Source organism: Sphingomonas sp. SRI_018, from assembly GCF_057586275.1.
The window spans coordinates 2,162,459-2,185,692 of the sequence record NZ_JBYCZO010000001.1; the positions used below are offsets into that span (position 1 = coordinate 2,162,459).

The 23,234-nt window shown below is 66.8% G+C and carries 25 protein-coding genes; 6 read left to right on the top strand and 19 right to left on the bottom strand.

Features of this window, described 5'->3' with window-relative positions:
• Positions 1-45: 45 nt before the first annotated feature.
• From AC2YHA_RS10050 to AC2YHA_RS10060, 3 genes are all read left to right on the top strand, one after another.
• Positions 46-1,155, top strand: a complete 1,110-nt coding sequence (locus AC2YHA_RS10050) for a redoxin domain-containing protein (RefSeq protein ID WP_487401383.1) — start codon at positions 46-48, stop codon at positions 1,153-1,155.
• Positions 1,156-1,183: 28 nt separating this feature from the next.
• Positions 1,184-2,029, top strand: coding sequence for an oxidoreductase (locus tag AC2YHA_RS10055; protein WP_487401384.1), 846 nt, complete (start codon positions 1,184-1,186; stop codon positions 2,027-2,029).
• A gap of 92 nt (positions 2,030-2,121) precedes the next feature.
• Positions 2,122-4,863, top strand: coding sequence for an ATP-binding protein (locus AC2YHA_RS10060; protein ID WP_487401385.1), 2,742 nt, complete (start codon positions 2,122-2,124; stop codon positions 4,861-4,863).
• Here AC2YHA_RS10060 and AC2YHA_RS10065 read toward each other — a convergent pair.
• The 4 genes from AC2YHA_RS10065 to AC2YHA_RS10080 all read right to left on the bottom strand — a co-directional run bounded on the left by AC2YHA_RS10065 (position 4,860) and on the right by AC2YHA_RS10080 (position 8,154).
• Positions 4,860-6,455, bottom strand: a complete 1,596-nt coding sequence (locus AC2YHA_RS10065) for an ABC-F family ATP-binding cassette domain-containing protein (RefSeq protein ID WP_487401386.1) — start codon at positions 6,453-6,455, stop codon at positions 4,860-4,862. The genes AC2YHA_RS10060 and AC2YHA_RS10065 overlap by 4 nt on opposite strands.
• A gap of 340 nt (positions 6,456-6,795) precedes the next feature.
• Positions 6,796-6,993 (bottom strand): hypothetical protein, encoded by a 198-nt coding sequence (locus AC2YHA_RS10070; protein ID WP_487401742.1) that lies wholly within the window; start codon positions 6,991-6,993, stop codon positions 6,796-6,798.
• On the bottom strand, positions 6,953-7,396 hold the full coding sequence (locus AC2YHA_RS10075) for an NADPH-dependent F420 reductase (protein ID WP_487401387.1): 444 nt from the start codon (positions 7,394-7,396) through the stop codon (positions 6,953-6,955). The genes AC2YHA_RS10070 and AC2YHA_RS10075 overlap by 41 nt, the downstream gene beginning before the upstream one ends.
• 23 nt (positions 7,397-7,419) lie before the next feature.
• On the bottom strand, positions 7,420-8,154 hold the full coding sequence (locus AC2YHA_RS10080) for an SDR family NAD(P)-dependent oxidoreductase (RefSeq protein ID WP_487401388.1): 735 nt from the start codon (positions 8,152-8,154) through the stop codon (positions 7,420-7,422).
• A 185-nt stretch (positions 8,155-8,339) separates the two neighbouring features.
• Here AC2YHA_RS10080 and AC2YHA_RS10085 point away from each other — a divergent pair, with 185 nt between their 5' ends.
• Complete coding sequence (locus tag AC2YHA_RS10085) at positions 8,340-9,230, top strand: LysR family transcriptional regulator (RefSeq protein ID WP_487401389.1); 891 nt, start codon at positions 8,340-8,342, stop codon at positions 9,228-9,230.
• Between the two features lie 159 nt (positions 9,231-9,389).
• Here the strand turns inward: AC2YHA_RS10085 and AC2YHA_RS10090 are convergent, their stop codons facing one another.
• The 3 genes from AC2YHA_RS10090 to AC2YHA_RS10100 all read right to left on the bottom strand — a co-directional run bounded on the left by AC2YHA_RS10090 (position 9,390) and on the right by AC2YHA_RS10100 (position 11,609).
• Positions 9,390-10,493: a calcium:cation antiporter gene (locus tag AC2YHA_RS10090; protein WP_487401390.1), complete on the bottom strand. Its 1,104-nt coding sequence runs from the start codon at positions 10,491-10,493 to the stop codon at positions 9,390-9,392.
• 8 nt (positions 10,494-10,501) lie between these two features.
• Complete coding sequence (locus AC2YHA_RS10095; RefSeq protein ID WP_487401391.1) at positions 10,502-10,669, bottom strand: hypothetical protein; 168 nt, start codon at positions 10,667-10,669, stop codon at positions 10,502-10,504.
• A gap of 556 nt (positions 10,670-11,225) precedes the next feature.
• Complete coding sequence (locus tag AC2YHA_RS10100) at positions 11,226-11,609, bottom strand: YegP family protein (protein WP_487401392.1); 384 nt, start codon at positions 11,607-11,609, stop codon at positions 11,226-11,228.
• Positions 11,610-11,952: 343 nt separating this feature from the next.
• Here AC2YHA_RS10100 and groL point away from each other — a divergent pair, with 343 nt between their 5' ends.
• Both groL and AC2YHA_RS10110 read left to right on the top strand, forming a co-directional pair.
• Positions 11,953-13,578, top strand: a complete 1,626-nt coding sequence (gene groL / locus AC2YHA_RS10105) for a chaperonin GroEL (protein WP_487401393.1) — start codon at positions 11,953-11,955, stop codon at positions 13,576-13,578.
• 35 nt (positions 13,579-13,613) lie between these two features.
• Positions 13,614-13,823: a hypothetical protein gene (locus AC2YHA_RS10110; protein ID WP_233785525.1), complete on the top strand. Its 210-nt coding sequence runs from the start codon at positions 13,614-13,616 to the stop codon at positions 13,821-13,823.
• Positions 13,824-14,227: 404 nt separating this feature from the next.
• Here AC2YHA_RS10110 and AC2YHA_RS10115 read toward each other — a convergent pair whose 3' ends face one another.
• The 12 genes from AC2YHA_RS10115 to AC2YHA_RS10170 all read right to left on the bottom strand — a co-directional run bounded on the left by AC2YHA_RS10115 (position 14,228) and on the right by AC2YHA_RS10170 (position 23,135).
• Positions 14,228-14,629: a hypothetical protein gene (locus AC2YHA_RS10115; protein WP_487401394.1), complete on the bottom strand. Its 402-nt coding sequence runs from the start codon at positions 14,627-14,629 to the stop codon at positions 14,228-14,230.
• Between the two features lie 92 nt (positions 14,630-14,721).
• Positions 14,722-16,173 (bottom strand): hypothetical protein, encoded by a 1,452-nt coding sequence (locus tag AC2YHA_RS10120; RefSeq protein WP_487401395.1) that lies wholly within the window; start codon positions 16,171-16,173, stop codon positions 14,722-14,724.
• 199 nt (positions 16,174-16,372) lie between these two features.
• Positions 16,373-16,591 carry a hypothetical protein gene (locus tag AC2YHA_RS10125; RefSeq protein WP_487401396.1) on the bottom strand — a complete coding sequence of 73 codons (219 nt, stop codon included), beginning with the start codon at positions 16,589-16,591 and terminating at the stop codon, positions 16,373-16,375.
• Positions 16,592-17,473, bottom strand: a complete 882-nt coding sequence (locus AC2YHA_RS10130; RefSeq protein WP_233785521.1) for a DUF6683 family protein — start codon at positions 17,471-17,473, stop codon at positions 16,592-16,594.
• Between the two features lie 105 nt (positions 17,474-17,578).
• Positions 17,579-18,217: a hypothetical protein gene (locus AC2YHA_RS10135; RefSeq protein ID WP_233785520.1), complete on the bottom strand. Its 639-nt coding sequence runs from the start codon at positions 18,215-18,217 to the stop codon at positions 17,579-17,581.
• A 156-nt stretch (positions 18,218-18,373) separates the two neighbouring features.
• A complete protein-coding gene (locus tag AC2YHA_RS10140; protein WP_233785519.1) occupies positions 18,374-18,715 on the bottom strand; it encodes a helix-turn-helix domain-containing protein in 342 nt (113 codons plus the stop codon).
• A 53-nt stretch (positions 18,716-18,768) separates the two neighbouring features.
• Positions 18,769-19,596 carry a type III secretion system export apparatus subunit SctT gene (gene sctT, locus AC2YHA_RS10145; RefSeq protein WP_233785518.1) on the bottom strand — a complete coding sequence of 276 codons (828 nt, stop codon included), beginning with the start codon at positions 19,594-19,596 and terminating at the stop codon, positions 18,769-18,771.
• Positions 19,593-19,859 (bottom strand): type III secretion system export apparatus subunit SctS, encoded by a 267-nt coding sequence (gene sctS / locus AC2YHA_RS10150; RefSeq protein WP_233785517.1) that lies wholly within the window; start codon positions 19,857-19,859, stop codon positions 19,593-19,595. Before sctS ends, sctT begins: the two co-directional genes overlap by 4 nt.
• Before the next feature lie 135 nt (positions 19,860-19,994).
• Entirely contained in the window at positions 19,995-20,693 is a 699-nt protein-coding gene (gene sctR, locus AC2YHA_RS10155; RefSeq protein WP_487401397.1) for a type III secretion system export apparatus subunit SctR, read from the bottom strand.
• Positions 20,690-21,622 (bottom strand): FliM/FliN family flagellar motor switch protein, encoded by a 933-nt coding sequence (locus tag AC2YHA_RS10160; protein WP_487401398.1) that lies wholly within the window; start codon positions 21,620-21,622, stop codon positions 20,690-20,692. The genes sctR and AC2YHA_RS10160 overlap by 4 nt, the downstream gene beginning before the upstream one ends.
• The gene (fliO, locus tag AC2YHA_RS10165; RefSeq protein WP_487401399.1) at positions 21,622-21,933 is read right to left on the bottom strand and encodes a flagellar biosynthetic protein FliO; all 312 of its coding nucleotides are present in this window, start codon (positions 21,931-21,933) and stop codon (positions 21,622-21,624) included. Before fliO ends, AC2YHA_RS10160 begins: the two co-directional genes overlap by 1 nt.
• A 38-nt stretch (positions 21,934-21,971) precedes the next feature.
• Positions 21,972-23,135 carry an EscU/YscU/HrcU family type III secretion system export apparatus switch protein gene (locus tag AC2YHA_RS10170; RefSeq protein WP_487401400.1) on the bottom strand — a complete coding sequence of 388 codons (1,164 nt, stop codon included), beginning with the start codon at positions 23,133-23,135 and terminating at the stop codon, positions 21,972-21,974.
• Positions 23,136-23,234 lie beyond the last annotated feature (99 nt).

Consider the following 23,234-nt stretch of genomic DNA (forward strand, 5'->3'; position numbering starts at 1 on the left):
ACGGGCGATCTACATGTCGGCTGACCATCAGGATGAGGCAGCACCATGACCCAGAGACGCTCGCTCGGCTTCGCCGCCGCCGCATTCGTGGCAGCCGTCGCCACCACCGCGATCTGCTTCGGCGACGCGCTGGGCCTGGTCCGGTCCTCAGCGAAGGATACGGACGCCGTGATCTCCGCCCCCTTTGGTGCCACCACACGGCCGCTGGAGGTGCTGCAGGACGCAAGCCCCTGGCTCACGGCCGTTCCGAACGGCCCAAGATCGCTCCGCGGCAAGGTCGTGGTGGTCAACTTCTGGACCTATTCGTGCATCAACTCGCTGCGCGCCCTCCCCTATCTGCGTGCCTGGAGCGAGCACTACGGGGACAAGGGACTGGAGGTGGTCGGCGTCCACGCACCGGAGTTCGGCTTCGAGAAGGACCCGGCCAAGGTCCGCCTCGCGACCAGCCAGCTGCAGGTCCGCTACCCGAACCTGCAGGACAACGATTATGCGGCGTGGCGCGACTTCGCCAACCAGGGCTGGCCCGGCTTCTATTTCATCGACGCCAGGGGACGGGTGCGCGGCTATCGGCTGGGCGAAGGCAATTACGACCAGGCGGAGCAGCTGATCCGCAAGCTGCTGGCGGAAGCGGGCCACGACCTCTCCGGCATTCCGCTCGCACCGATCGAAGGCAAGGGCATCGAAGCGGCGGCCGACTGGGGCGACCTGCGCTCGCCCGAGGCCTATGTCGGCTATGAGAAGGCGGTCGACTTCGCCTCGCCCGGCGGGATCCGCGAGGATGCGCCGTTCAGCTACGCCTCGGCAGCGGACCTCTCGCTCAACCAATGGGACCTGGCGGGCAGCTGGAACGTCGGCCGCGAGTTCGCGACGCTCGAGGGCGACGCCGGCACGATCCGGTTCCGCTTCCACGCCCGAGACGCGCATCTCGTGCTCGGCGGGGCGCCGGACGGCCGCCCGATCCGCTTCCGGGTGACGATCGACGGGAGCGCGCCGGGCGAGAGTCACGGCGTCGACGTCGACGCGGCGGGCTGGGGCGAGGTGAAGGAGGACCGGCTCTACCAGCTCGTCCGGCAGCCGGGCGAGATCGCCAACCGGACCGTCACGGTCGAGTTCTCCCGTCCGGGCGTGCGCGCCTATGTCTTCACCTTCGACTGACGCGCGGCCCCCTTCAAATGGAGTATGGATGATGGCACGGACATGGCTGGTGACCGGCAGCTCGCGGGGCTTCGGGCGCGCCCTCTGCGAGGCGATCCTCGACGCGGGCGACAATCTGCTCGCGACCGCGCGCGACCCCGACCAGCTTTCCGGTCTCGGCGAGGGTCGCCCAGGGCGTCTCGCCGTCGCCCGGCTCGACGTGACGAGCGAGGAGGATGCCGCCGCGGCAGTGGGGGCCGCTATCGATCGGTTCGGCGCGCTCGACATCCTCGTCAACAATGCCGGGTACGGCGACGTGGGCTCGGTCGAGGATACGCCGATCGACGCCTTCCGCCGCCAGATCGAGACCAATCTGTTCGGCACGATCATCATGACCAAGGCGGTGATCCCGCACATGCGCGAGCGCCGCAGCGGCCACATCATCCAGTTCTCGTCGGTCGGCGGCCGGATCGGCGCGCCGGGGCGCGCGCCCTATTCGGCGGCCAAATGGGGCGTCGAGGGCTTTTCCGAAGTGCTGGCGCAGGAGATGAAGCTCGTCGGCGTTCGCGTGACGATCATCGAGCCGGGCGGCTTCCGGACCGACTTCGCCGGGGCATCGACGACGCTCGACGCCGGCCGCCCCGAATATGACGCGGTGGTCGGCAATGCCGCGCGCGTGCAGGCGGCCTATGACGGCAAGCAGCCTGGGGACCCGCGCCGCGGCGCACAGGCGATCCTCCAGGTCGTCGCCTCGGAGGCGCCACCCCTGCGACTCCCGCTCGGCAGCGATGCGCTCGCCGCGATCGAGCGCAGCGACAAGGCACGCCTCGACGAGCTGGAACGCTGGCGCACGCTCAGCCGGTCGACCGACTTCCCGGAACGGCCCGGCGGCTGAAATGAATCGCATCATTGTGCTTCGGTGGGATTGAGGCACGCCGTCGCTCGCGGCATGGATCGTACCGACCATGCACGGGGAACGACGGGATCGTGGCGGACCTACAGCAGCAACTCCACGGCGAACGCATGTTCTTCGGGCCCTTCTGCCTGTCCCCGAGCGAGCGGCTGCTGACGAGGAACGGCGAGCCGGTGGAGATCGGCGGGCGCTCCTTCGACCTGCTCGTGGTGCTGACCGAGCAGCCCGGCAGGGTCCTCTCGAAGCGCGAGCTGCTCAAGCGCGTCTGGTCGGACGTGGTGGTCGAGGACGGCAGCCTGCGCTTCCATATGGCGGGCCTGCGCAAGCTGCTGGGCGATGGCACCGACGGTGCCCGCTACATCGCCACGCAGGTCGGTGTCGGCTACGCCTTCGTCGCGCCGGTCGAGCGGCACGGCGCCGCGATACGGCCGGCGCCGGATGACGAAGCGAGACCCGGCGCGAGCAGCATCAACGTTCCGGCGAGGCTGCCCCATCTCATCGGACGCGAACGCGACGTAGCGTTCCTCGTGGAGCGTGTCGCCGACACGCCGCTCTTCACGATCGTGGGTGCAGGCGGCGTCGGGAAGACCTCGCTGGCGATCGAGGCCGGTCACAGGCTTGCCGGCACGTTCGAGGGCCGGGTCGCCTTCGTCGACTTCAGCATGCTGGAGAATCCGGCGGTGGTGCCCTCCATGATCGCCGGCGCGATGGGGATCGCGGTGCAGAGCGAGGACCCGCTCGCCGTCATTCTAGGGCATATCCGAGACCGGCCATTCCTGCTGCTGCTCGACAATTGCGAACATGTCGTCGAGCCCGTTGCCGGCATTGTCGAGCGCATCATCGAGGAGGCGCCAGGCGCGCGCGTGCTGGCGACCTCGCGCGAGCCGCTGCGCGTGCGGGCGGAGCACGTGCTGCGGCTCGACGCCCTGGACTATCCCGAGGAGCCGGCCGCGCTGACGCCCGAGCAGCTGCTCACCTATTCGGCAGTGCAGCTCTTCTGCGAGCGTGCCATGGCGGCCGACAGTTCGCTCGTCGTCGACGAGGACGCTGCCCGCCTCATCGCCGACATGTGCCGGCGGCTCGGCGGGATGGCGCTGCCGATTGAGCTCGCCGCGGTGCGCGCGGCGACGCACGGCATCGCCGCGACGGCGCGCCAGCTCGGCGAGCGGTTCAGCCTCGGCTGGTCCGGCAGGCGAACCGCCCGCCCCCGCCAGCAGACGCTGCAGGCGACGCTCGACTGGAGCTACGACCTCCTCACCGAAAAGGAGCGGATCGTGCTCGAGCGCCTGTCGGTCCTCGTCGGCCCCTTCTCGATCGACGCCGCACTGGAGGTGGTGGCGGATGCGGAGATTGGATCGGATGACGTGGCGGCTGCGCTGGACGAGCTCGCGTTCAAGTCGCTCGTCGCGCCCGATCGATCGCGCCGTACCGGCACCTACCGCCTCCTGGAGATGACGCGCGCCTATGCCAGGGAGAAGCTGCTTGCCCGCCGGGAGGGCGAGAGCGGTGCTGTCGCCCGTCGCCACGCCGCCTTCTTCCTCGCCGAGCTCGAGGCGGTGGCCGAGCAGGACGAGGACGTGCTGCAGGATACCAGACCGCTGCGCCAGCAGCTCGGCAACATCCGCAGCGCACTCGACTGGAGTTTCGGCCGCGACGGCGACCTCAGGATCGCGGTGCGCCTGGCCGCCGCCAGCGCGCCGGTCTTCCTCAACCTCTCGCATCTGATCGAGTGCCGCACCTGGTGCGCCCGTGCGCTCGCCGAGATCGAGGAGGTCCAGCGCGGCACCGCGATCGAGCTGGAGCTCCAGGCAGCGCTCGGCATCTCGCTGATGTTCACCCGCGGCAACAGCGAGGCAGCGGGGAATGCGCTGGCCCGCGCGCTCGAGATCGCGACCTTGCTCGATGATCGCTGGAACCAGCTGCGCCTGCTCGGCTGCCTCCACATCTTTCACGAACGCATCGGCGAATATGCCGCCGCGATGGGTCATGCCGAGCGCGCAGTACAGGTTGCCGAGGCTATCGGCGCGCCCGAGGCGATGGGGATCGCCTATTCGTTTTCGGGCATCTCGCACCATCTCGCCGGAGACCAGAAGCGGGCGCGGCGCGAGCTGGAGCTCTCACTGCGGAAGAGTCCGCCTTCCGCGCGCAGCCGGACGATCCACTACGGCTTCGATCACCGGAACCGCTCGGGCATCGCGCTTGCACGGACCTTATGGCTCGCCGGCCATGCCGACGAGGCCGGACGGCTCGCACGGCAGATCGTCCGCGAGGCCGCCCAGCTCGATCACGCCGTCACCCATTGCATCGCGCTGATCTGGTCGTTGTCGGTCTATCTGTGGATGGAGGATTACGCCGCCGCCGAGCAGGATCTCGCCGCGTTCACCGAATGCGCCGAGGTCAACGCGCTCGGCCCGTATATCGCCGCGGCCGCGGGCTTTCGCGGCGAACTGGCGATCCAGCGCGGGCAGACAGGCGATACGCTCGGCGCGGTCGAGGAAAGCCTCTCCCGGCTGCGCGCGGCGCGCTACGAATTGCTGACCACGCCTTTCTCGATCGCGCTCGCCCGCGGCCTCGTCGCGGATTCGCGCACCGATGAGGCGCTGGATCTGGTCGACGCCACGCTCGCGCGCTGCGACGCAAACGGCGAGAGGTTCGCGGTACCCGAGCTGCTTCGCCTCAAGGCCCGGATCGTGCGATTCACCCCGTCGGCAGAAGATGCGAGCACCCTGCTCGACCAGGCGCTCACCCTCAGCCGGGAACAAGGTGCCCGCGCGTGGGAGCTGAAGGCGGCCGCGGATCTCGCCGCATTGCGCTAGCCTCCGCCGCCGAGCGCGTTGATCTCGATGCGACGCGAAATCTCGATCGCCTCGAGGAACGCCTCGTCATGGCTGACGACCAGGAGGGCGCCGTCGAAGGCCTTCAGCCCGGCCTCGACGGCTGCGATCGATTCCATGTCGAGGTGATTGGTGGGCTCGTCGAGCAGGAGCAGCGGTGGCGGCGTCGCGCCGCCCAGCACGCAGGCAAGCCCGGCGCGCAGCACCTGTCCGCCGCTGAGCGTCTCGACGCGGCGGTCCGCGGCATCCGCCCTGAACTGGAACCGCGCCAGCGCGGCCCTGCAGTCGTTCTCGGTCAAGCCAGGATTGAGACGGCGGAAATTCTCCGCGATCGTAGCCTCGGGCCGGAGGATGCTGACCCGCTGGTCGAAATAAGCGAACGGCACGTGCATCGTCGCCTGTCCCTCCCACGGTGCCAGATCGCCCGTGATCACTCTGAGCAGTGTGGATTTGCCCGATCCGTTGGGCCCGCAGATCGCCACGCGCTCAGGCCCCGCCAGATGCAGCGACGCGTCGTTGAGCAAGGGGCGATCCGGTGCAAAACCGAAGCAGACATGCTCCATGTCGAGGACGCGCGTCCCTGCCGCTAGGTTGCTCGAGGCGAGCTCCAACCGCATAGTGGTCGTCCGCTCGACGCGAGCGCGTGCCGCGGCGAGCGACTGGTCGGCGTCGGCGCGCATCCGATCCGCGAGGCGCGCCCCTTCCCCGCCGCTCTTCTCGGCGCGATCGCGGCGCCCCCCGATCGAGATGCGCGGCAGGTCGCCGCGTGCGGCCCGGCGATTGCCGGCGGCATCGCGCCGCTGCTGCCGCTCGACTGCCTGCTGGGCCTTGCGCGCGACCTCGGCGGCGCGACGCTCGGTCGAGGCGAGATCGCGTTCGACGGCTTCCTGCTCGACGGCCTTGCGCGCCTGATAAGCGCTCCAGTTCCCGCCATAGCGCGTCGCGCCGAGCGAGGTCAGCTCGACGATCGCGTCGAGACACTCGAGCAGCTCGCGATCATGGCTCACCACCAGCGCGCCCGCGCGCCAGCCCTCGAGTAGCTCGCGAACCGCCCTGCGACCATTGCGATCGAGATCATTGGTGGGCTCGTCGAGCAGGAGAAAATCGGGCTCCCGAAACAATATGCCGGCGAGCGCCGCGCGTGTTCTCTGCCCGCCGGAAAGGCTGACGAGACGCGCGTCGAGTTCCGCGTCCAACCCGACCTTGGCCAGCGCTTCGGCCGCGCGCGCCTCCAGCATCCAGTCGGCCTCGGCGAACTCGTCGATCGAGGCCGTCCCGGCTTCCGCCTTGCGCAACAGCGCGAGACCAGCGGACGCGCCCATGAGATCGGCGACAGTCTCGTTCGGCGATATCTGCACCATCTGCCGCAGCATGCCGACCGTGCCGTCCACCACGACGCGGCCGCGGCTCGCGGTCAGATCGCCCGAAACGAGCTTGAGGAGCGTGCTCTTGCCGACTCCGTTCCGGCCGACGATTCCGGTGCGTTCCTGCTGGAAGGTGAGCAAAACGTCCGAAAGGACGGGTTGCCCGTCAGGCGCGGACCACGAAATGTCGGCGAGGGTAATGGAGGACATGGATCGTGGCTTTCCTGACGGCGGTATTTGAAGATTCTGCTATCAGGGCGAAATCCATGTCGCTGCGCACTCCCTTGGCTGCGGGCGAAAGATAGGTGGCGAGAGCCTGTCCAACAAGCGCGAAGCCGAATTCCTTACTATACAGATCCGCTAACGGTTGGGGGCAACGGCAGCCAACCGCCAGTAGCGGAAGCCTGACCTTCCTCAACGCATAGCCGCTTTGAGGGACGCCCAGGAGCGGGCCGAACGACCTGGGGCGCGAAGTCGCCTGCCCGCTTCCAACCCAACTCCTGACATTTAGGCGAATGGCGCTCGCACTCCATTTGCCTTCGATTCAAAATCAGCTGTCGAACTTGACCAGATCCTTGAAGATAAGCCGACCCCAGGCATTCCCATGGCCCTGCACAAGCAGTCCGCCTTCGGAAAGCCCGCCGAGTTTGATGGGTGCGAAGCCAAGCTTGTCCGCCAGCCCGGCGATCTCGGCAGCCGCGCCGTCGTTATCGCTTGACAGGAATATGACTCGCCGGCCGCCATGCACGGCCGGGTCCTGCCAGGACAGGGGCGACCAGATGGTTGAAGCCCTTGACCAGCTTCGCGCCCGCGAAGGCATCGGCGACGACCTTGGCGGAAGGCTGCCCGCCGAGCTCCTCGTCAGCCACGCCATAGGCGTTGGTCACATCGACGATGATCTTGCCCTCCCAGCTGGGCAGCGCCTTCGCGACATCCGGGTGCGACTGGTATCGCACCGCCAGGAAGATGACGTCCGCCTTGGCCGCCTCGGCGAGCGTCGTGGGAATGACTCCGGGGCCGATTGCCATCGCATCGGCCGCAAAGCTTTCCGGATCGCGCGTGGTGGCGACGGCTACTTCGATGCCCTTGCGGGCAAACGCCTGGGCCAGCGCGTGGCCCACTTCGCCGAAACCGATGATCGCGTAGGTCATGTCTGCTCTCCTTCGAGTTGATATCAGAGTTGCGCCAGGCCGCCGTCGACCGCGACTTCGCTCGCCGTCATGAAGCTGCTGTCCGAGGATGCGAGGAAGGCGGCCACGGCACCGATCTCGGCCGGGTCGGCCATGCGCTGGAGCGGGGTCATCGACGCGAAAACCGCCTGACCTTCCTCTCCCAGTGCTTCCTTCGCGAGCTCGGTCGCCGTCGCCCCGGGCGAGAGCACGTTCACCCGGATGCCGGTTCCCTTCAGGTCCTCGGCCCAGGTCCGGGCGAGATTGCGCACCGCCGCCTTGCTCGCGCTGTAGGCAGTGAAACCGGGCGCCCCGGTTGTGCCGGCGCTCGAACCGGTGAGGATGATCGAGCCGCCCGAACCCATGAGCGGCAGCGCCTTCTGCACCGTGAAGATCGTGCCCTTCACATTGGTGTCGAAAGTTTCGTCGATATGCTCGGCGGTGATCGCGCCAAGCGGAAGCGGACTTCCAGCCCCGGCATTGGCGAAGACGATGTCGAGAGTTCCGCGCTCGGCCTTCACCGCGGCGTAGAGCCGGTCGAGATCAGCCTCGTCGGAGACCGAACCCTTTATTGCGCGAGCGTTGGCGCCGAGGCTGGCAAGGGCGGTATCGAGCGCGTCCTGCCGCCGGCCGAAGAGATAGACGAAGGCTCCTTCCGCGACGAACCGCTTCGCCGCGGCGAGGCCGATACCGGTCGCACCGCCCGTAATGACTGCAACCTTACCATCGAGCTTTCCCATGACTGTTCCTCAAATCCGATATTCGATCGTGCGGGGCAGGCCCCGAGAACCCGAGATGGGTCCGCAAGCGCCGGTGGTTGAGTGTGAAAACCCGCATATCCCTGGTGCGAAATCGATCCACCGCGTAAGCGCGGGAGACGAAGATCGTCGTTGGAAAGGCGCTATGCATGGCGCAAGAATGCACCATGATCGATTGGGACGACGTCCGTTATTTTCTTGCTGTCGCGCGCGGCGGCTCGGTGCGTGCCGCCGCGGCGCGGCTTGGCGTGAATCATTCGACCGTGTTGCGACGCGTTGCCCAGCTCGAGGGGCAGCTTGAGGCGCGGATGTTCGATAAGCTGCCCTCAGGCTACCGGCTTACGGCTGCCGGCGAAGAAGTCCTCGACCTGGCCAACCAGATGGAAGCATCATCCCATCTGTTGGAGACGCGGGTGTTCGGGCGTGACCAAACGGTGCGCGGACGCCTGAGGGTCGCTCTGGCTCCGAACCTCGCCGCACATCTGCTCATGCCGGACTTCGCCGCATTCGCGCGTCGGCATCCGGATATCGAGATGGAGATCCTGTCGTCCGGCGAACTGGCCAATCTCACCAACCGGGAGGCCGATGTCGCGATCCGCGTCGTCTACGATCGCCAGACGCTTCCGCCCAATCTCCACGGCCTCAAGGGGCCGGATATTTTCGGCGGCGTCTACATTTCCCGCGATCGTCTAACCGCATGGCGCGAAGGCGCACCTGATCCCCTTCGGTGGATCGTGATCAGCATGCACGGCATCCCGAGCTGGGCCAGCGCAGGTGACATTCGAACTGCCGAGGTTTTGTTTAGGGTCACCGATGGGGAGGGGCAGCTTGCCGCAGTCCGGCAGGGGTTGGGGATCACGACCCTGCCGTGCTTCATCGGGGATGCCGATCCGCAACTTGTGAGACTGCCTGGCACGGCGCTGCATCAATACGGGACCATCTGGCTTCTCACGCAGAGAGAGACGCGCAAGACGAAGCGCGTGCGGCTATTCACGGAATTCATGTCCCGCAGGCTGGCTGATTACCTGGCCCTTCTCGCGGGCATGTCCGCGTCTTGAGATGCAGCGCAGACTCGCGATGATTGTCCGCTTCTGACCGCGGCTTGGGTGCAAAGCGGTCAGACGAGAGTCTCCAGTGGCAACCGTTACATTATCGCTGAACGAACGGTGACTTTTCGGGGTAAGTCTGGTCGAACCTGTCGCTTGTCAGATCAATCATCATGGACTGAATACGAGCACCAGGAAAACGAAGAACAGCGACAGGTGCACGGCCCCTTCCAGCATGGTTGTCCGCGTGCCGGTGAAGGTCAGGCTGTTCAGCATCAGCGTCACGGCGAGCAGCACCATGTTCGCCGCCGATACGCCGAGGACCACCGGCTGCCCGGTCGCCAGTCCGATGAACAGCACGGCGGGTACCGTCAGGCCCAGCGTGGAGGTCGCCGCGCCAAGGCAGAGATTGATCGCGCGGGTGAGCTGGTTGGCCGCAACGGCACGCAGCGCGGAGATGCCCTCCGGCGTGAACACGATGAGCGCGATGAGGATGCCGCCAAGCGCGGTTGGGGCGCCGAGCACCGCGATGCCATGGTCGAGCAGCTTCGCCAGGTCCTTGGAAAGGATGATGATCGGCAGGATGTTGGCCAGCAGAACTCCCACCCGGATTGTGGTCGAACCGGGTGCGCGCCGGGCATGGGGTAGCGGCGTCGCGGCTTCATCGATGACCTGTTGGCCGACAGGCACGAAGAAGCCGCGATGCCTGCCGGCCTGGAGCCAGAGGAAGCTCCCGTACAGCGCGATCGTGAAAATGGAGAAGAACAGCGCCTGCGGCAGCGAGAGCATCCCGGTTGCGCTCGAGGTCGTGAAGTTCGGCAGCACCAGCGCGATGACGCTGAGCGGGATGATGACCGCCAGATAGGCGTTTGCCCCCTGCAGGTTGTAGCTCTGCTGATGGAAGCGAAGCCCGCCGACCAGGAGGCACAGGCCGACGACGCCGTTGAGAACGATCATCAGCACCGCGAACATTGTATCGCGGCCAAGCGTCGGTACCTGCTTGGCGCTCAGCATCACCGCGCCGATCAGCGCGACCTCGATGATGACGATCGACAAGGTGAGGACGAGCGTGCCGAGCGGCTCGCCCAGGCGCTCCGCCACCTCTTCCGCCTCGTGCACCACGCCGAATGCCGCCCAGAGGATGACGCCGAGCAGCCAGGCGAACAGTAGGGCGGTGATCACCCAATGCGCGCCGACCAGCCGAACCGGAGCGGCGATCAGCATGACCGCGACCGTCGCCCAAGCGACCGTCAACCGGGCGGTCGAGCGCTTCATCGGTCCCCTCAGACCCGCGGCGCCTCGCTCCTTTTCAATGTCGCCTGCTCGGCGGCGCGGGCTTCGCGCCGAAGTCGCCGCGCGTAGCTGCGCGCATGCGAGTGGTAGATGCGATAGCCGACGAACGCGGCGAACAGCACCGCCATGAGCAGCATCAGCATATAGGCTACGATCAATCTGGGCTCCATTTCGTATCTCCCACCGCCCGCGGTTGCTGCACGGTTGCAGGAAAGGAAGGCCATGCACGCCTCAAGCTGCGTGTTCACTTCCAGACCATCCAGCCGCGAGCCAGCCGCCGTAGGTGACGGTCACCTGCACCGTCATTTCCAACAGATCTCCGAGACGCCGGCGTAATCCCTCCAGCGGAGGAATCCGCGAAATGTTCCGCGCCACGGCGATCAGCTAGGCGTGTTCACAAGCCTCGATGTCCGCCGCAGCGACGATAGCCGCTTTCACACGCAGCGGTGAGGCAACGGCAGTGGCGCGCCGTAACCTTCGTCGCCTCAGACCCGCTTCGTTGGGACAGGCACCGGACTTCCCTTCAAAGAAGGATTCGATGCATTCTGCTTGGGCGGTTCCGCTTTCTTTGGCTTGCGGACTTCCCGGTTACCCCTGCGCTGACCCTTGGCCATCGGATTGCTCCTCCTTCGCGTTCGAGCCAATCGGCCAACGCTCTGACCCGGATTGGAGCAGCGGTTCAGCCTTACGCGTCGATCCGGTCCGCGACCAGCCTCAATCGCCTGGTTTGTACGCCGCCCCGGTCCGCACCGTGGCGCCGCCGGCGCCGCTCCGGAGCGCTGTGACCGCCGCTGCGCAGTGGCTCTCGCTGGCATAGCCTTTGCCTGCGGCAATCGGCGCTCCGGATGGCGCGCAGAAGCGCCAGCGCCAATCGCCACCCGAGAACAGGATGGAGGTGAGGCTTACGCGTTCGGCACGATAGATCTCGAAATAGGGTTCCTGATCCGGCGCGGAGGCGGGCGGCTTTTCGGCCGGGTCGGCGGGCGACGTGACGTGAGGGAGCGCGAGCCGCGGAAGGGCGTCGGTAATAGTCGGGGGTAGGTCTCTGACGTCGGGGCGTGGTTGTTCGAATTCGCTGAATGCGGGGCGGATGGGCACATGACTTCTCCCGTCGGCAAGCGGGAGCAATCCGTTTCTCTCAGCCGTCGCGCGCTCGCGGAAGGATCAGCGACGATGTGACGGATATAGGTGCATGCGGGGCGTTTGGCCATTCCATGCTCCACGGCATCGGAGTGGCGGCCACATCGGCGAACGATCAGGACGATCCCGCACTCTCTAGCTAAAGGCAAGCGATAGCCACTTGCCAGGAGCAGCTGGGACGCCCACATGCCAGCTATCGGCGCGCGATCCCTGCGCGCCAGTTCGCATATTGGCGGCGCTGGCTTCCGGTTGTGAGAGCGACACGTTCGTCGCGGCCCAGCAACCGGAACGGCCGACATCCATGGCAGCCAAGGACATCAAATTTTCGCACGATGCGCGCGACAGCATCGCGCGCGGCGTCGATATGCTCGCCGATACGGTGCGGGTCACGCTGGGGCCGAAGGGGCGCAACGTGGTGCTCGACAAGGGCTATGGCGCGCCGCACATCACCAAGGACGGCGTCACCGTCGCCAAGGAGATCGAGCTCAGGAACCGGTTCGAGAACCTCGGCGCCCAAATGCTCCGCGCCGTCGCCTCGAAGACGCAGGATCACGCCGGCGACGGCACCACCACCGCCACCGTGCTCGCCCAGGCGATCGTCCGCGAGGGGATGAAGTCGGTTGCGGCCGGCGTCGGCCCGATGGAGCTCAAGCGCGGCATCGATATCGCCGTCACCCAGGTCATCGAGGAATTGAAGGCACGGTCGCGCGCAGTGTCGAACAACGACGAGATCGCCCAGGTCGGCATCATCTCGGCCAACGGCGACGAGGAGATCGGCCGGATGATCGCCGCGGCGATGGACAAGGTCGGCAAGGAAGGCGTGATCTCGATCGAGGATGCGCGAGGCACGGCGTTCGAGCTCGAGATCGTCGAGGGCATGGAGTTCGACCGCGGCTATCTCAGCCCCTATTTCGTCACCGATGCCGGAAAGATGACGGTCGACCTGCGGGACCCTCACATCCTCGTTCACGAGAAGAAGCTCTCGGACCTGCGCGCGCTGCTGCCGGTGCTGGAAGCGGTGGCGCAGTCGGGCCGGCCGCTGCTGATCATCGCCGAGGAGGTCGAGGGCGAGGCGCTCGCGACGCTCGTGGTCAACAAGCTGCGCGGCAGCCTCCAGGTCGCCGCGGTCAAGGCGCCCGGGTTCGGCGATCGCCGCCGGGCGATGCTCGAGGATATCGCGATCCTCACCGACAGCGTGCTGGTCTCGCCCGATCTCGGCATCCGGCTGGAAGGTGTCACGCTCGACATGCTCGGCCGCGCCCGGCGCGTGACGATCGGTCGGGACGATACGACGATCATCGACGGCGCGGGCGATCGCGCCGCGGTCGCCGGCCGGGTCGCGATGCTCAAGCAGCAGATCGAGCTCAGCACGAGCGAATATGATCGGGAGAAGCTCCAGGATCGGCTGGCCAGGCTCGCGGGCGGGGTCGCGATCATCCGGGTCGGCGCGTCGACCGAGGTCGAGATGCGCGAGCGCAAGGATCGCCTCGACGACGCGCTGCACGCGACGCGCGCGGCGGTCGAGGAAGGCATCGTCCCCGGCGGCGGGACGGCGCTGCTCTATGCATCGCGCGCGCTCGACGGCAGGAAAGGTGCGAACGACGACCAGACGCGCGGCATCGACATCGTCCGCAAGTCACTGTCCGCACCGCTCCGCCAGATCGCGGAGAATGCCGGCCACGACGGCGGCGTCGTCGCTGCCCGGCTGATCGCCGGCAACGACCGTGACGTCGGCTTCAACGCCCAGACCGAACGCTATGAGAACCTCGTCGAAGCCGGCGTGATCGATCCGACGCTGGTGGTCCGCTCGGCGCTGCAGGACGCCGCGTCGGTCGCGGGCCTGCTCCTCACCACCGAAGCCGCCATCGTCGATGTCTCGGAAAGCTCGCCGGCCTCGCCGACGATGGCTCCGAGCGGCGGCTTCTGATCCACGCTTACCCGTTCCATCTCAGGAGTATCGCGATGTCGAGAGTGCCCGTCCGCCCCTATCTCATCACCAAGGACGACGAAGGCGTGTACCGGGTGACCGTGCGCACCACGCGGTTCAACTCGCAGGGCTATCCGCTCGTGTCGAGCGAGGTGCTGGGCGACGCGTTCAGGACACAGACGGCGGCGAAGGCGTTTGTGCGCGAGGAATATCGCGCGGAAGCGAACGAGATCGCCACCAAATAGCGAGGCTGTCCCGCTCCATCCGGTCACCGCCGCGGTAAGCTGCGGTAACTAGTGGCGGCGTGCGCCGCGCGGTGTGCCGAATTCCCGATCGCCACGACAATTTTACCAGCGATCATGCGGGTCTCAGTGCAAGCACTTCGTCGCATTCCCTCAGAATTTCAGCGTAACGGTCGGCGAAAGCGCGATGAATGCGAGCGACATGACCACCTCTGGCGGCTTCGGCACACGCCAGACACTCATCGCGGCGACGTTCGAAATATGAGCGATTGTACCTCATGATCACAGCGGGGCTCCCGTTCTTGAGCGGCAGCTCTCTTAATCGCTGTCGGGCGGCGTCGTGCTCGTACGGAGGACACCGATAGCCGCATCATGCGCCTCCCTGCTCGATTGGTCAAAGGAACAGCCTACTGGCCGATCTCCTCGCGCTCCGCCTTGTCGACCACACCGAAGCGGATCACGTTGACGGGAACGAGCGGCGATCCTGGGCGGGGCGTGAGCCAGACCACCGCGAAGGCGGAGCCGCCCCGTTCGTAGCCAAGGGCGTATTCACCGGGGAACAGGCTGCGGCCAAGGCCCGGGATCGGCTTCCACCCGGCTGCACCGGCCCTGGTGTCGTAGTAGGCCTTGAGCGCGTCGAAATCCGCATTGCCGGGCGCGGTGTAGCGCTTCACCTCGGGCCGGCCGTAGCGTTGGCGAAGCAGCTCGTCGACATGGCGGACCGCGACCTCGTCGGCGACAGCGATCTTGTCACCGAAGGCATATTCGTCGGGACGCGTGAGCATCGGCGGCGGATCGGGAACCTGCATCTCCGATCGGCCATCTCCACAAGCGGCAGGCGCCGCCATGACAAGGACCATAGCGGCGCTCCGGATTCCGGTGGCCAAGCGTTGCAGTCGCCTCATGGTTGCGCGTTGCGCTGTACCCTGGTGAGCGCGGTGTTGAAAGCGTCCATGATGTTGTCGCCGACGCCGAGCTCCCGCGTCTGCGGATTGATCGGTAGCGCCGCCCTCTCGAGCCGCTGCGCCGGCGCGAGACCCTTGTCCTCGACCGCCCAGCGCACGGCATAGTGCGTCCATTCCTTGGCGACGCTGGCGGTGGTGCCGACCGCATTCGCGGCGGGGCCGCCGACCTTCGCCTTGTCGACCAGGGTGAGCGCCGAATCGAGCACCGATGTCATCATCTCCTGCTGCTTCTTGACGTCGGTCGACCAGGATTGCGCGCCGGCATAGGCCGCGCCCACGAAATAGCCGAGCGCGCCCGCATTCTCGCGCCGTTCCTGCGACGATCCGGCGGCGACCGGCACCTGCGTCACCTGGTCGAGCCGCGCGGCCGGATTCTCGTTGAGGCCGTTGCCGAACTGCAGCTTGGCCATGATCTCGCCCAGCTTCTTCTCCTGCTTGCCCTCCATGAGCGCGCGGGAATAGGTCGCCATGTCGGAACCGTCCGCCGTCTCCTCATTATAGGTGAGCTCCCGCATCACGCCGGTGGTGTCGCTGTCGATGATCTTGGTAAGGCCGTCGGCCATCGCCTTGATCGTGTCGTCCTTGCCGACGATCACCGGTCGTCCGGCAAAGCCGCTGGTGTTGCGCACGTCGCGCAGCGTGTCGGCACCGGCGTCGAAGATTCGCGCCTTGAGGTCGGCATCGGGGATGGAGGCAGCCGCGTCCATCAGCTTGCCGAAACCCTCCGGGTGCCATTCGACGCTGGGGGCACCTATTCCTCCCGTCATCGTCTCATCGATCGACGACTTCATTACCGCGCGCAGCTGCTCGGGATTGAGCGCCTTGAAGGCGTCCGCGGCATAGGCGCTGCCCTTGAGGCTGGAGAGGACCTTGCCCACCGCGACGGCTTCGGGATCGCTCTCGTGGCTCGAGGTGCTGAGAACATGACTCTCGGTCCAGTTCTTCCCCTCGGCGACCCGGCTCTTCATCGCCTCGACATATTGCGTCTTCTGGTAGTTGGACGCGTGCGTCGCCACCGCATCGGCCAACTCGGTCACGCGATGAAAGCCGTCGGCACCGTCATCGGTCTTGGCGAAGGCGTTGCTCACCGCGGCAAGGCTTTGCCCGTCGAGCTTGCCGGCAAGATCATTGAACAGGTCGCGCCGCTCGTCGGCCGAATAGCCGCCGTTGCCGAACCAGCTGCCGTCCACCGCCTGATCCGCCAGCTTGTCGAGCTGCCCCTGCCGCCCCAGCTCGTCGATCACCGCGTCGGCATCGGTCGCCGAGAGGCTCTGCAGCTTCGCCTTGACGTCGTTCATCTCGTCATGCGTGACGGTATTGAACCAGCCGGAATCGTCGAGCTTTCCCTTGATGTAATCGACGGCACCCTGCTGAACTGGCGTAACCATGCGATCTTCTCCTGGCAGCGGGCCGGAGTGATCCGGCGACGGGTCTCAAGAGCATGGTTTACGGTCGGTTTCGCTCCGCGATTCGATTAGCGAATCTCATCGAATCGTTGAGCGCGTGCTGCGGAAACCTTCGCTACATCTGTGTCCCTTGCGACATGCAGAAGGGCGCGGTGGCAAAGGGCTCACTGCGTGATCAGCCTCACCCGAAGGACCTGGCGATCGAATGCCAGGCGATATCGAGATGCGCTTGCGTACCGGCTATCTCGATCGCCGCCTGCCGGCTGAACGCATGCTGTGGAACGATCCGACCAGCGGCGTTACGCGCCATGCCGATGTCGAATACGCGGTCGCGATCGCGTGCGCTCGCGAGAAGGAGCCGGACTGCTGCTGGCCAGCCGGTCGCTGGCCGCAGCGCCAACTATCCCTTGCGGCTCATCCTACGCCCGAACAGGATCATGCCGCCGAGTCCTGCTCCGCCCGCAGCGGCGATCAGCGCATAGGACGGCTTGCCACCGCTTTCGACCGGCGCGGTCCGGGCAAGCTCGGTCGGCCGGGTTCCAGGCTTGGACGTGACTTCGCCGGTTTCGTTCGCGGGCACGAAGCCGTCATCGGTCAGCGTCATCGCAGCCAGGTCGACGTTCATCCTGCGCGCGCCCTGGGACACGGCTACGGCCACCTTGCGCGCAAGGTCGGGATTACGCTCGCTCTGCTTCATGGCGTCGGAAATCAGGGCAGCCTGAACCAGCAACGATTCGGCCATCTCCTGTTTGGTGGCATCGCTCGCGGTGCTCAGCATCCCGGACGACGCGAACCCGGCGGCCGCCTGGGCGCTGACCGCGGCCGCCATGCGACGGTTCACGTCGATATCGATGTGACGACCCGCCTGCCAAGCATTGATCCACCACACCGCATAGGCATCGGCGACGTCGTCGATCCGCAAGCCGAGAGAGGATAGCGGGCGGCTCATCCCCTCAACCACGTCGGTTGACGCAAACAGCCTGGCGAGATTGTCCGCGCCTTGGGGATCATTGGCACGGCTCTTGGCGACAAAGCGCGCATAGTTGGCCGTGCGACGTTCCCGCGATGGCTTGTAGCGGAAGCTGGCAGGCTGCACTGCGACGGGAGGCCGAAGCGCGGAAGGTCCGGGTCGCGACATGTTGCGGGACGGCGACGTCGAACGGGCTCGATCGGCATGATTCTGAAGGCTGATCCGCGGGCCTTCGTAAAGCATAGGGCTGATCATTTGGGCATGAGCAGCACCGGGGACGACGAGCGAGGCAAAGCAGATGGGCGCGATCATCCTAAACGACATTGCACGTCTCCTTCCCCCCGGGGAGCTCGATAAGCAAAACGCCGGGCGAAGTCGATGCTTCGCCCGGCCAATTGCGATGAACCGCCGACTTCCCTAGCCCTTGCGCGCCATGGTCGACAGACCTTCGCCGATCGTCTTGATCATGTTGGTGGTCGACTGCATGATATAGCTGAATTCCTGCGTCGCCACCTGAAGATCGGTCATCGTCTTGGTCGATTTGTTGTCCTTCGACTGACCGTCATAGGTCTTCGCCAGCGACTGCATTTCCTCGATCTTGCTATCCATTGACGCCGCCATCGCCTCGGCAATCGCACGCAGCCAATTGCCGCTGCCGACCTTACCGTTACGCGAGCCCTCGGTCTTGGCACGATCGCTACCTTCACGCGAGGCGGTGAAGAGCTTCTGGGCAATGTCCTCTGCCTGCTGGCCAAGGTCACGGGCGAAAGCACCCTGTTCTGCCGCCGACAGGCCGAAGCTGCCACCGATCTGGGTCGCCGCATCGCCAATGCTGAGCGGCGAACCGCCGGATGCCGCGCCGAATGCGGTCTTCGCCATGTCGATGACGCCTTGGGGCAGCCCGAGCTTTTGGCCGAGGCTCTGGATGACCTGCTGACCCACCGCCTGCATGATAACCCGAGCCGCCAGCGACGCCCAGCCAACCGGTCCGGCGGCAAGCTGCATGATGTTGACCGGATTGAACGCTGAACCGAAGAGTCCGCCGATGCCTGCCATGACCGTTTCCTTTCCCTTCCCGAAATTCGCGCTCCGTGCGGGGGAGCTGGCCGGTCGCGACTAATCGCCGCTACGGTGTGGAAGATGGCCGATTTGGCGGGCGTTCGCGCTCAGCAGATCGTTTAGATCGCCTAATCGATTCGTTTAGTTTCCGGCTCATTCGAGCGGCAGGAAGAGCAGGCCCGCCAGGCTGTTGAGCTCGCGGACGCCGTCGAGCTCGAGCTTGCGGATCGCGTTGTTCATGTGGGTGCGCACCGTGTTCTCGGTCATGTTGAGCAGGGTCGCGATATCGCCGTTGGCGCGGCCCCAGCCGAGGAAGCGCAGCACTGCCGCCTCGTTGCGGGTCAGCGTCTGGAGGGCGGCGACGTGGTGGACGGGGACGCGCGCGCCGGAAACGGTGAACTCGCCGATCTGGATCTCGCGGGCATGGGCCTCACGCCGCGCCTCGGACTCGCGCAGCAGACTGACGAGGCGTTCGAGCTCGGCGGTGTCGGTCACGCCTTCGCCGAGCATGGCCGGGCCGGGTGTGGGACGCGGTGCATGGCTCGGGTTCACCGCCCCGCCCCCACGCGTTGGAGCACGCCGGCGGCGATCTCCGGACGGCTGGAGAGATCGGCGTAGATCGCCTCGGCCAGCAGCGGCAGCGTCAGGATCACCACGAAGCACGCCGCCACCGCCTTGATCGGCAGCGACAGCGAGAAGACGTTGAACGACTGTGCGAAGCGATTGAGGAAACCCAGCCCCGCATCGATCACGTACAGCACGGTGAGCGTCGGCGCGGCGAACAGGAAGGCGAGCGTGAAGAGGCGGCCGAACTCGCCCTCGAAATACTCGACGGCGCGCAGGTCGAGCGTGATGCCGCCGGGGCCGAGCGGCCAGATCAGGTAGCTGCCCATCACCGTACCGACCAGCAGCATGAGGCCGCCCGCGCTCACGAACACGACCTCGGCGAAGCGGCTGAGCAGGATGCCGGTGAGCGAGGTGGTGTTGCCGCTCAGCGGATCGACGAGCTGGCCGATGGTGGCGCCGACCTTGGTGTCGATGATCTCGCCGGCCGCGGCCATCGCCCACATCACCGTGCCGAAGAACAGGCCGATGATGCCGCCCGCCGCCGCCTCCTTGAGCAGCATCGTCGCCCATCCCATGGCGCTGAGGTTCGCCGGCGCGAAATCCGGCCGGAGCGCGAGCGCGACCAGGCCGAAGGTGACGATGATGCTGTTGCGGACGGTCGCCGGCATCACCTCACGCGAGAACACCGGAACCAGCACGAAGGCGAAGGCGAAGCGGGTCGAGGCGACGCCGACCGTCAGCAACTGGTCGAGCCACGGGATCGACTTGAGCAGCGGCACGCCGACGCCGGGCGGGACGGCCTCGATCATCGCCCTACCCCCGCCAGGCCGGAGAAGATCGCATCGGCATAGCCGTAGAGCGTCCCCGCCATCAGGCCGGCCGTCACCAGGATGCTGATCACGATCGCGAAGAACTTGAGCGTGTACTGCAGCGTCTGCTCCTGGAGCTGCGTCGCCGCCTGGACGATCGCGACGAGCAGGCCAACCACCGACGCTGCGATGATCGGCGGCGCCGACAGCAGCAGCACCAGCCATAGCGCCTCGGTGGTCAGACGGACGAGATCGTCGCTCACGGGGCGCGCCTAGAGTTCGATCCATCTGGCTCGAAGCAGCTGTTCCCCGGCGAAGGCCGGGGCCCAGTTGCGAGCCGTTCGATACTGGACCCCGGCCTTCGCCGGGGAACAGATACAAACTGGCCGAATCCGACCCTACGCATAGGACAGCACCAAACCGTGGCTGAGCTTCACCCAGCCGTCGACCAGCACGAACAGCAGAATCTTGAACGGCAGCGAGATGGTGACCGGCGACAGCATCATCATGCCCATCGCGAGCAGGATGTTGGAGATCACCATGTCGATCACCAGGAACGGCAGGAAGATCAGGAAGCCGATCTGGAAGGCGAGCTTCAGCTCCTTGACCACGAACGCCGGGATCACGATCACGAAGTCGCTTTCCTTGAGCGCCTGCGCCTGGGCCGGGTCGCCGATCCGCTGCTGGGTGCGCAGGAAGAAGACGCGCTCGCGCGGATCGCTGTGCTTCATCAGAAACTCGCGCAGCGGCTCCTTGGCGCGATCGGCGGTGGCGAAGATGTCGTTGGTGCTCTGGAGCGGATTCTCCTGCGCGCTCGGCTCGCCGGGCATGGTCGGCGCAGAGGCGGGGCTCTCGACGTTGGCGGCCGCGTACATCCTGTCGAGCGTCGGATACATGACGAACACGGACAGGATCAGCGCCAGCCCGTTGAGCACGATGTTGGGCGGCACCTGCTGCAGGCCGAGCGCGTTGCGGACCAGGCTCAGCACTACGGCGATCTTGGTGAAGCTGGTCACCATCACCGCGAAGAACGGCGCCAGCGCGATCAGGACGACGGTGACGAGCGCCGAACCCGGCGTGAAGGCGGCGAGGTTCACGCGTCGGCCTCCGTCTCCGGCGCGGCGGGCTCGACGTCGGCCAGATCGGCCCGCTCCTCGATCAGCACGGCGAAGCGGTCGCCGAGCCGGACCAGCTCGCCCCTGGCGAGCAGGCGATCGGCCACGAGCAGCTCGACCGTGAGGCCGTCGGTGAACGGCCCCAGCGGCAAGGTCGTGCCGGGCCTCAGCGCCGCGAGCGCCGCGGCGCTGGTCATGCGATCGGGCAGCCGGACGCTGAGCGGCACCGCGAAATCGGCCGCCGGCGAATCGGATTCGGACATCGATCCTCCCTGGACTTGAACCGCGAACTGGCCCGAGGCGAGATCGAGCTGGCCGGCGATCGCGCGCGCGTCGCCGGGTTCGATCCGCCCGCGAGGGCGGGCGTCCACCAGCACCATGTCGCCGCCGGCGAGATCGCCCGCCTCGGCGACCGACAGCCGTGGACCGTCGATCAGGCACCGCAGCACCACCGGCACGGCTTCCGGCGGCAGGGCGATCGCGCGCGCCCTTTCGTCCCAGCCTGCCCGCCCCGGGTGATCGAGCGGCACGGCGACGAGCCCGGTCGTCCGGTCTTGCGCGAACGAGATCAGTACGGCGGGCTCCGGCTGATCGGACACGAGCGCCTCGGGTTCGAGCGGGAGTTCCAGCGCGGCCTCGAGCGCCATCAGCACCGGCTCGGCCTGGTCGAGCAGTGCGACCGCATCGCCGACGCGCCCCTCGTCGAGGAGCACGTGGCGCCCGTCGTGCCGCAGCAGCGTGAAGCGAAGCCCGTCCGCCGTGACGAACCATGGCGCCGCCTGCGGCTGGTGGACGACAGCCGCATCGAGCCCCACGCTTCCGATCAGCGTGCAGAGCGCCTGGCCGAGCGCGGCCGCATCGGGATCGACCGCCGGAAGCTCCGTCAGCGCATCGAGCGCGGCGCTCGCCATCACGGCTCCGCCCGCACCCGCGGCGGCAGGCCGGCCTCGGGCCAGCGTGCCAGCACCGTGATCGATCCCGTGGTGACGCCGACCAGCATCGTCTCGCCGCGCGCCTCGATCAACACCACCCGCTCACGCTGGCCGAGCGGCATCGAGCGCAGGAAGCGGATCGGCGGCTCGCCCTCGCCACCATTGGTGACGCCGAGCTGGCGGTCCTGCAGCTTCTTGAGCAGCCAGATGACGCCCCAGGCCATGCCGAGCACCACCGCCAGCGCGATGACGATCGCCAGGATCGACGAGACCACGGCTCCGATACCCATGTCGCTATGCTGATCCTTTCGTTCAGGGGAATGGCGTGTCAGGCCGCGGGGACGAGCGCCGGGCGGCGCGGCTGGGCGGAATCCATGTCCTGCCACATCGGCGCCTCGCCGCTTCTCGCCTTGCCGGCCCACAGGATGATCGCGGCGATCGCGTCGAACATGTCCTGCGGCACGATCTCGCCGATCTCGCCGCGCGCCCAGAGCTGACGGGCGGTGGCGACGTTGCGGATGATGGGGACGCCTGCGGACTCCGCCTCGGTGCGCATTGCCGCGGCGAGCGCACCCGCGCCCTTGGCGGCGATCACCGGCACCGGGCAGCTCTCCACGTCATAGTCGAGCGCGATCGCGATGTGGGTCGGGTTGACCAGCAGCGCCGCCGATCCGCGCGTCGCGCCGATCGCATTCTGGTTCGCCCATTCCTGGTGCATCTCGCGGCGCATCGACTTGACCTGCGGATCGCCCTCGTCCTCCTTGTGCTCCTGCTTGATGTCGCGGCGGCTCATCTTCATCTGCTTGATGAACTTGGCCTTGGCGTAGATTCGGTCGCCGACCGCGACGAACAGGAACACCGCCACCACCATCGCGAACATCTGGACGGTGAGGCTGTAGCTCTGGCCCAGCACCGCCATCGCCGCGGCCGGCCCCGTCGCATCGACGGGCGACGCGCTCGCCAGGCGGATGAGCTGCCCCGATCCCGCCAGGGCGCTGCGGAACACCAGGTAGAAGATCGCGCAGATCAGGCCGACCTTGACCAGCGTCTTGACGAGCTCGAACAGCCCGTCCTTGCCGAACATCCGCTTCAGGCCCTCCATCGGATTCAGCTTCTCCAGGCCGAACTTCATCTTGTCGGTGGTCATGATCGGGCCGACCTGAAGGAACTCGGCGACCGTCGCGAAGAAGGCGACCGGCGCCAGCGTGATCAGCGACACGCGGACCAAGGTGGCCAGCGCGTCGCGTCCGACGATCGTCGCGGCCTGGTCGAACGGCACGGTGGTGGCGACGGCGAGCGTATCGGTGGCGAGCCGCGCCAGCTCGCCCGCGACATAGCCCGAGGCGAGCACGAACAGCACCAGCCACGCCAGCGTCAGCAGGCCGGCGCTCAGGTCCTTCGACTTGGCGACGTCGCCTTTCTTGCGCGCGTCCCGAAGCCTCTTGGGCGTCGGCATCTCATTCTTGTCGGCGCCGTCGTTCTTCTGGGCCATGCGCTCTTTTGTCTCCAGCAGCCGCCATCGATCGATCGGTGCTTCGCACCGCCGATCTCATCGACTCCTCAACTTCATCAGCCCGAGCAAGGCCGAGAC

Excerpts from the sequence above, each read along its gene's own strand:
- AC2YHA_RS10065 (WP_487401386.1), bottom strand. The coding sequence starts at position 6,455 with ATGTCCTCCATTACCCTCGCCGACATTTCGTGGTCCGCGCCTGACGGG.
- AC2YHA_RS10075 (WP_487401387.1), bottom strand. The coding sequence starts at position 7,396 with ATGACCTACGCGATCATCGGTTTCGGCGAAGTGGGCCACGCGCTGGCC.
- AC2YHA_RS10090 (WP_487401390.1), bottom strand. The coding sequence starts at position 10,493 with ATGAAGCGCTCGACCGCCCGGTTGACGGTCGCTTGGGCGACGGTCGCG.
- AC2YHA_RS10170 (WP_487401400.1), bottom strand. The coding sequence starts at position 23,135 with ATGGCCCAGAAGAACGACGGCGCCGACAAGAATGAGATGCCGACGCCC.
- AC2YHA_RS10120 (WP_487401395.1), bottom strand. The coding sequence starts at position 16,173 with ATGGTTACGCCAGTTCAGCAGGGTGCCGTCGATTACATCAAGGGAAAG.
- AC2YHA_RS10135 (WP_233785520.1), bottom strand. The coding sequence starts at position 18,217 with ATGGCAGGCATCGGCGGACTCTTCGGTTCAGCGTTCAATCCGGTCAAC.
- AC2YHA_RS10115 (WP_487401394.1), bottom strand. The coding sequence starts at position 14,629 with ATGCAGGTTCCCGATCCGCCGCCGATGCTCACGCGTCCCGACGAATAT.
- AC2YHA_RS10050 (WP_487401383.1), top strand. The coding sequence starts at position 46 with ATGACCCAGAGACGCTCGCTCGGCTTCGCCGCCGCCGCATTCGTGGCA.
- AC2YHA_RS10055 (WP_487401384.1), top strand. The coding sequence starts at position 1,184 with ATGATGGCACGGACATGGCTGGTGACCGGCAGCTCGCGGGGCTTCGGG.
- AC2YHA_RS10110 (WP_233785525.1), top strand. The coding sequence starts at position 13,614 with ATGTCGAGAGTGCCCGTCCGCCCCTATCTCATCACCAAGGACGACGAA.
- sctT (WP_233785518.1), bottom strand. The coding sequence starts at position 19,596 with ATGATCGAGGCCGTCCCGCCCGGCGTCGGCGTGCCGCTGCTCAAGTCG.
- AC2YHA_RS10160 (WP_487401398.1), bottom strand. The coding sequence starts at position 21,622 with ATGGCGAGCGCCGCGCTCGATGCGCTGACGGAGCTTCCGGCGGTCGAT.
- AC2YHA_RS10130 (WP_233785521.1), bottom strand. The coding sequence starts at position 17,473 with ATGATCGCGCCCATCTGCTTTGCCTCGCTCGTCGTCCCCGGTGCTGCT.
- AC2YHA_RS10080 (WP_487401388.1), bottom strand. The coding sequence starts at position 8,154 with ATGGGAAAGCTCGATGGTAAGGTTGCAGTCATTACGGGCGGTGCGACC.
- fliO (WP_487401399.1), bottom strand. The coding sequence starts at position 21,933 with ATGGGTATCGGAGCCGTGGTCTCGTCGATCCTGGCGATCGTCATCGCG.
- AC2YHA_RS10085 (WP_487401389.1), top strand. The coding sequence starts at position 8,340 with ATGATCGATTGGGACGACGTCCGTTATTTTCTTGCTGTCGCGCGCGGC.
- groL (WP_487401393.1), top strand. The coding sequence starts at position 11,953 with ATGGCAGCCAAGGACATCAAATTTTCGCACGATGCGCGCGACAGCATC.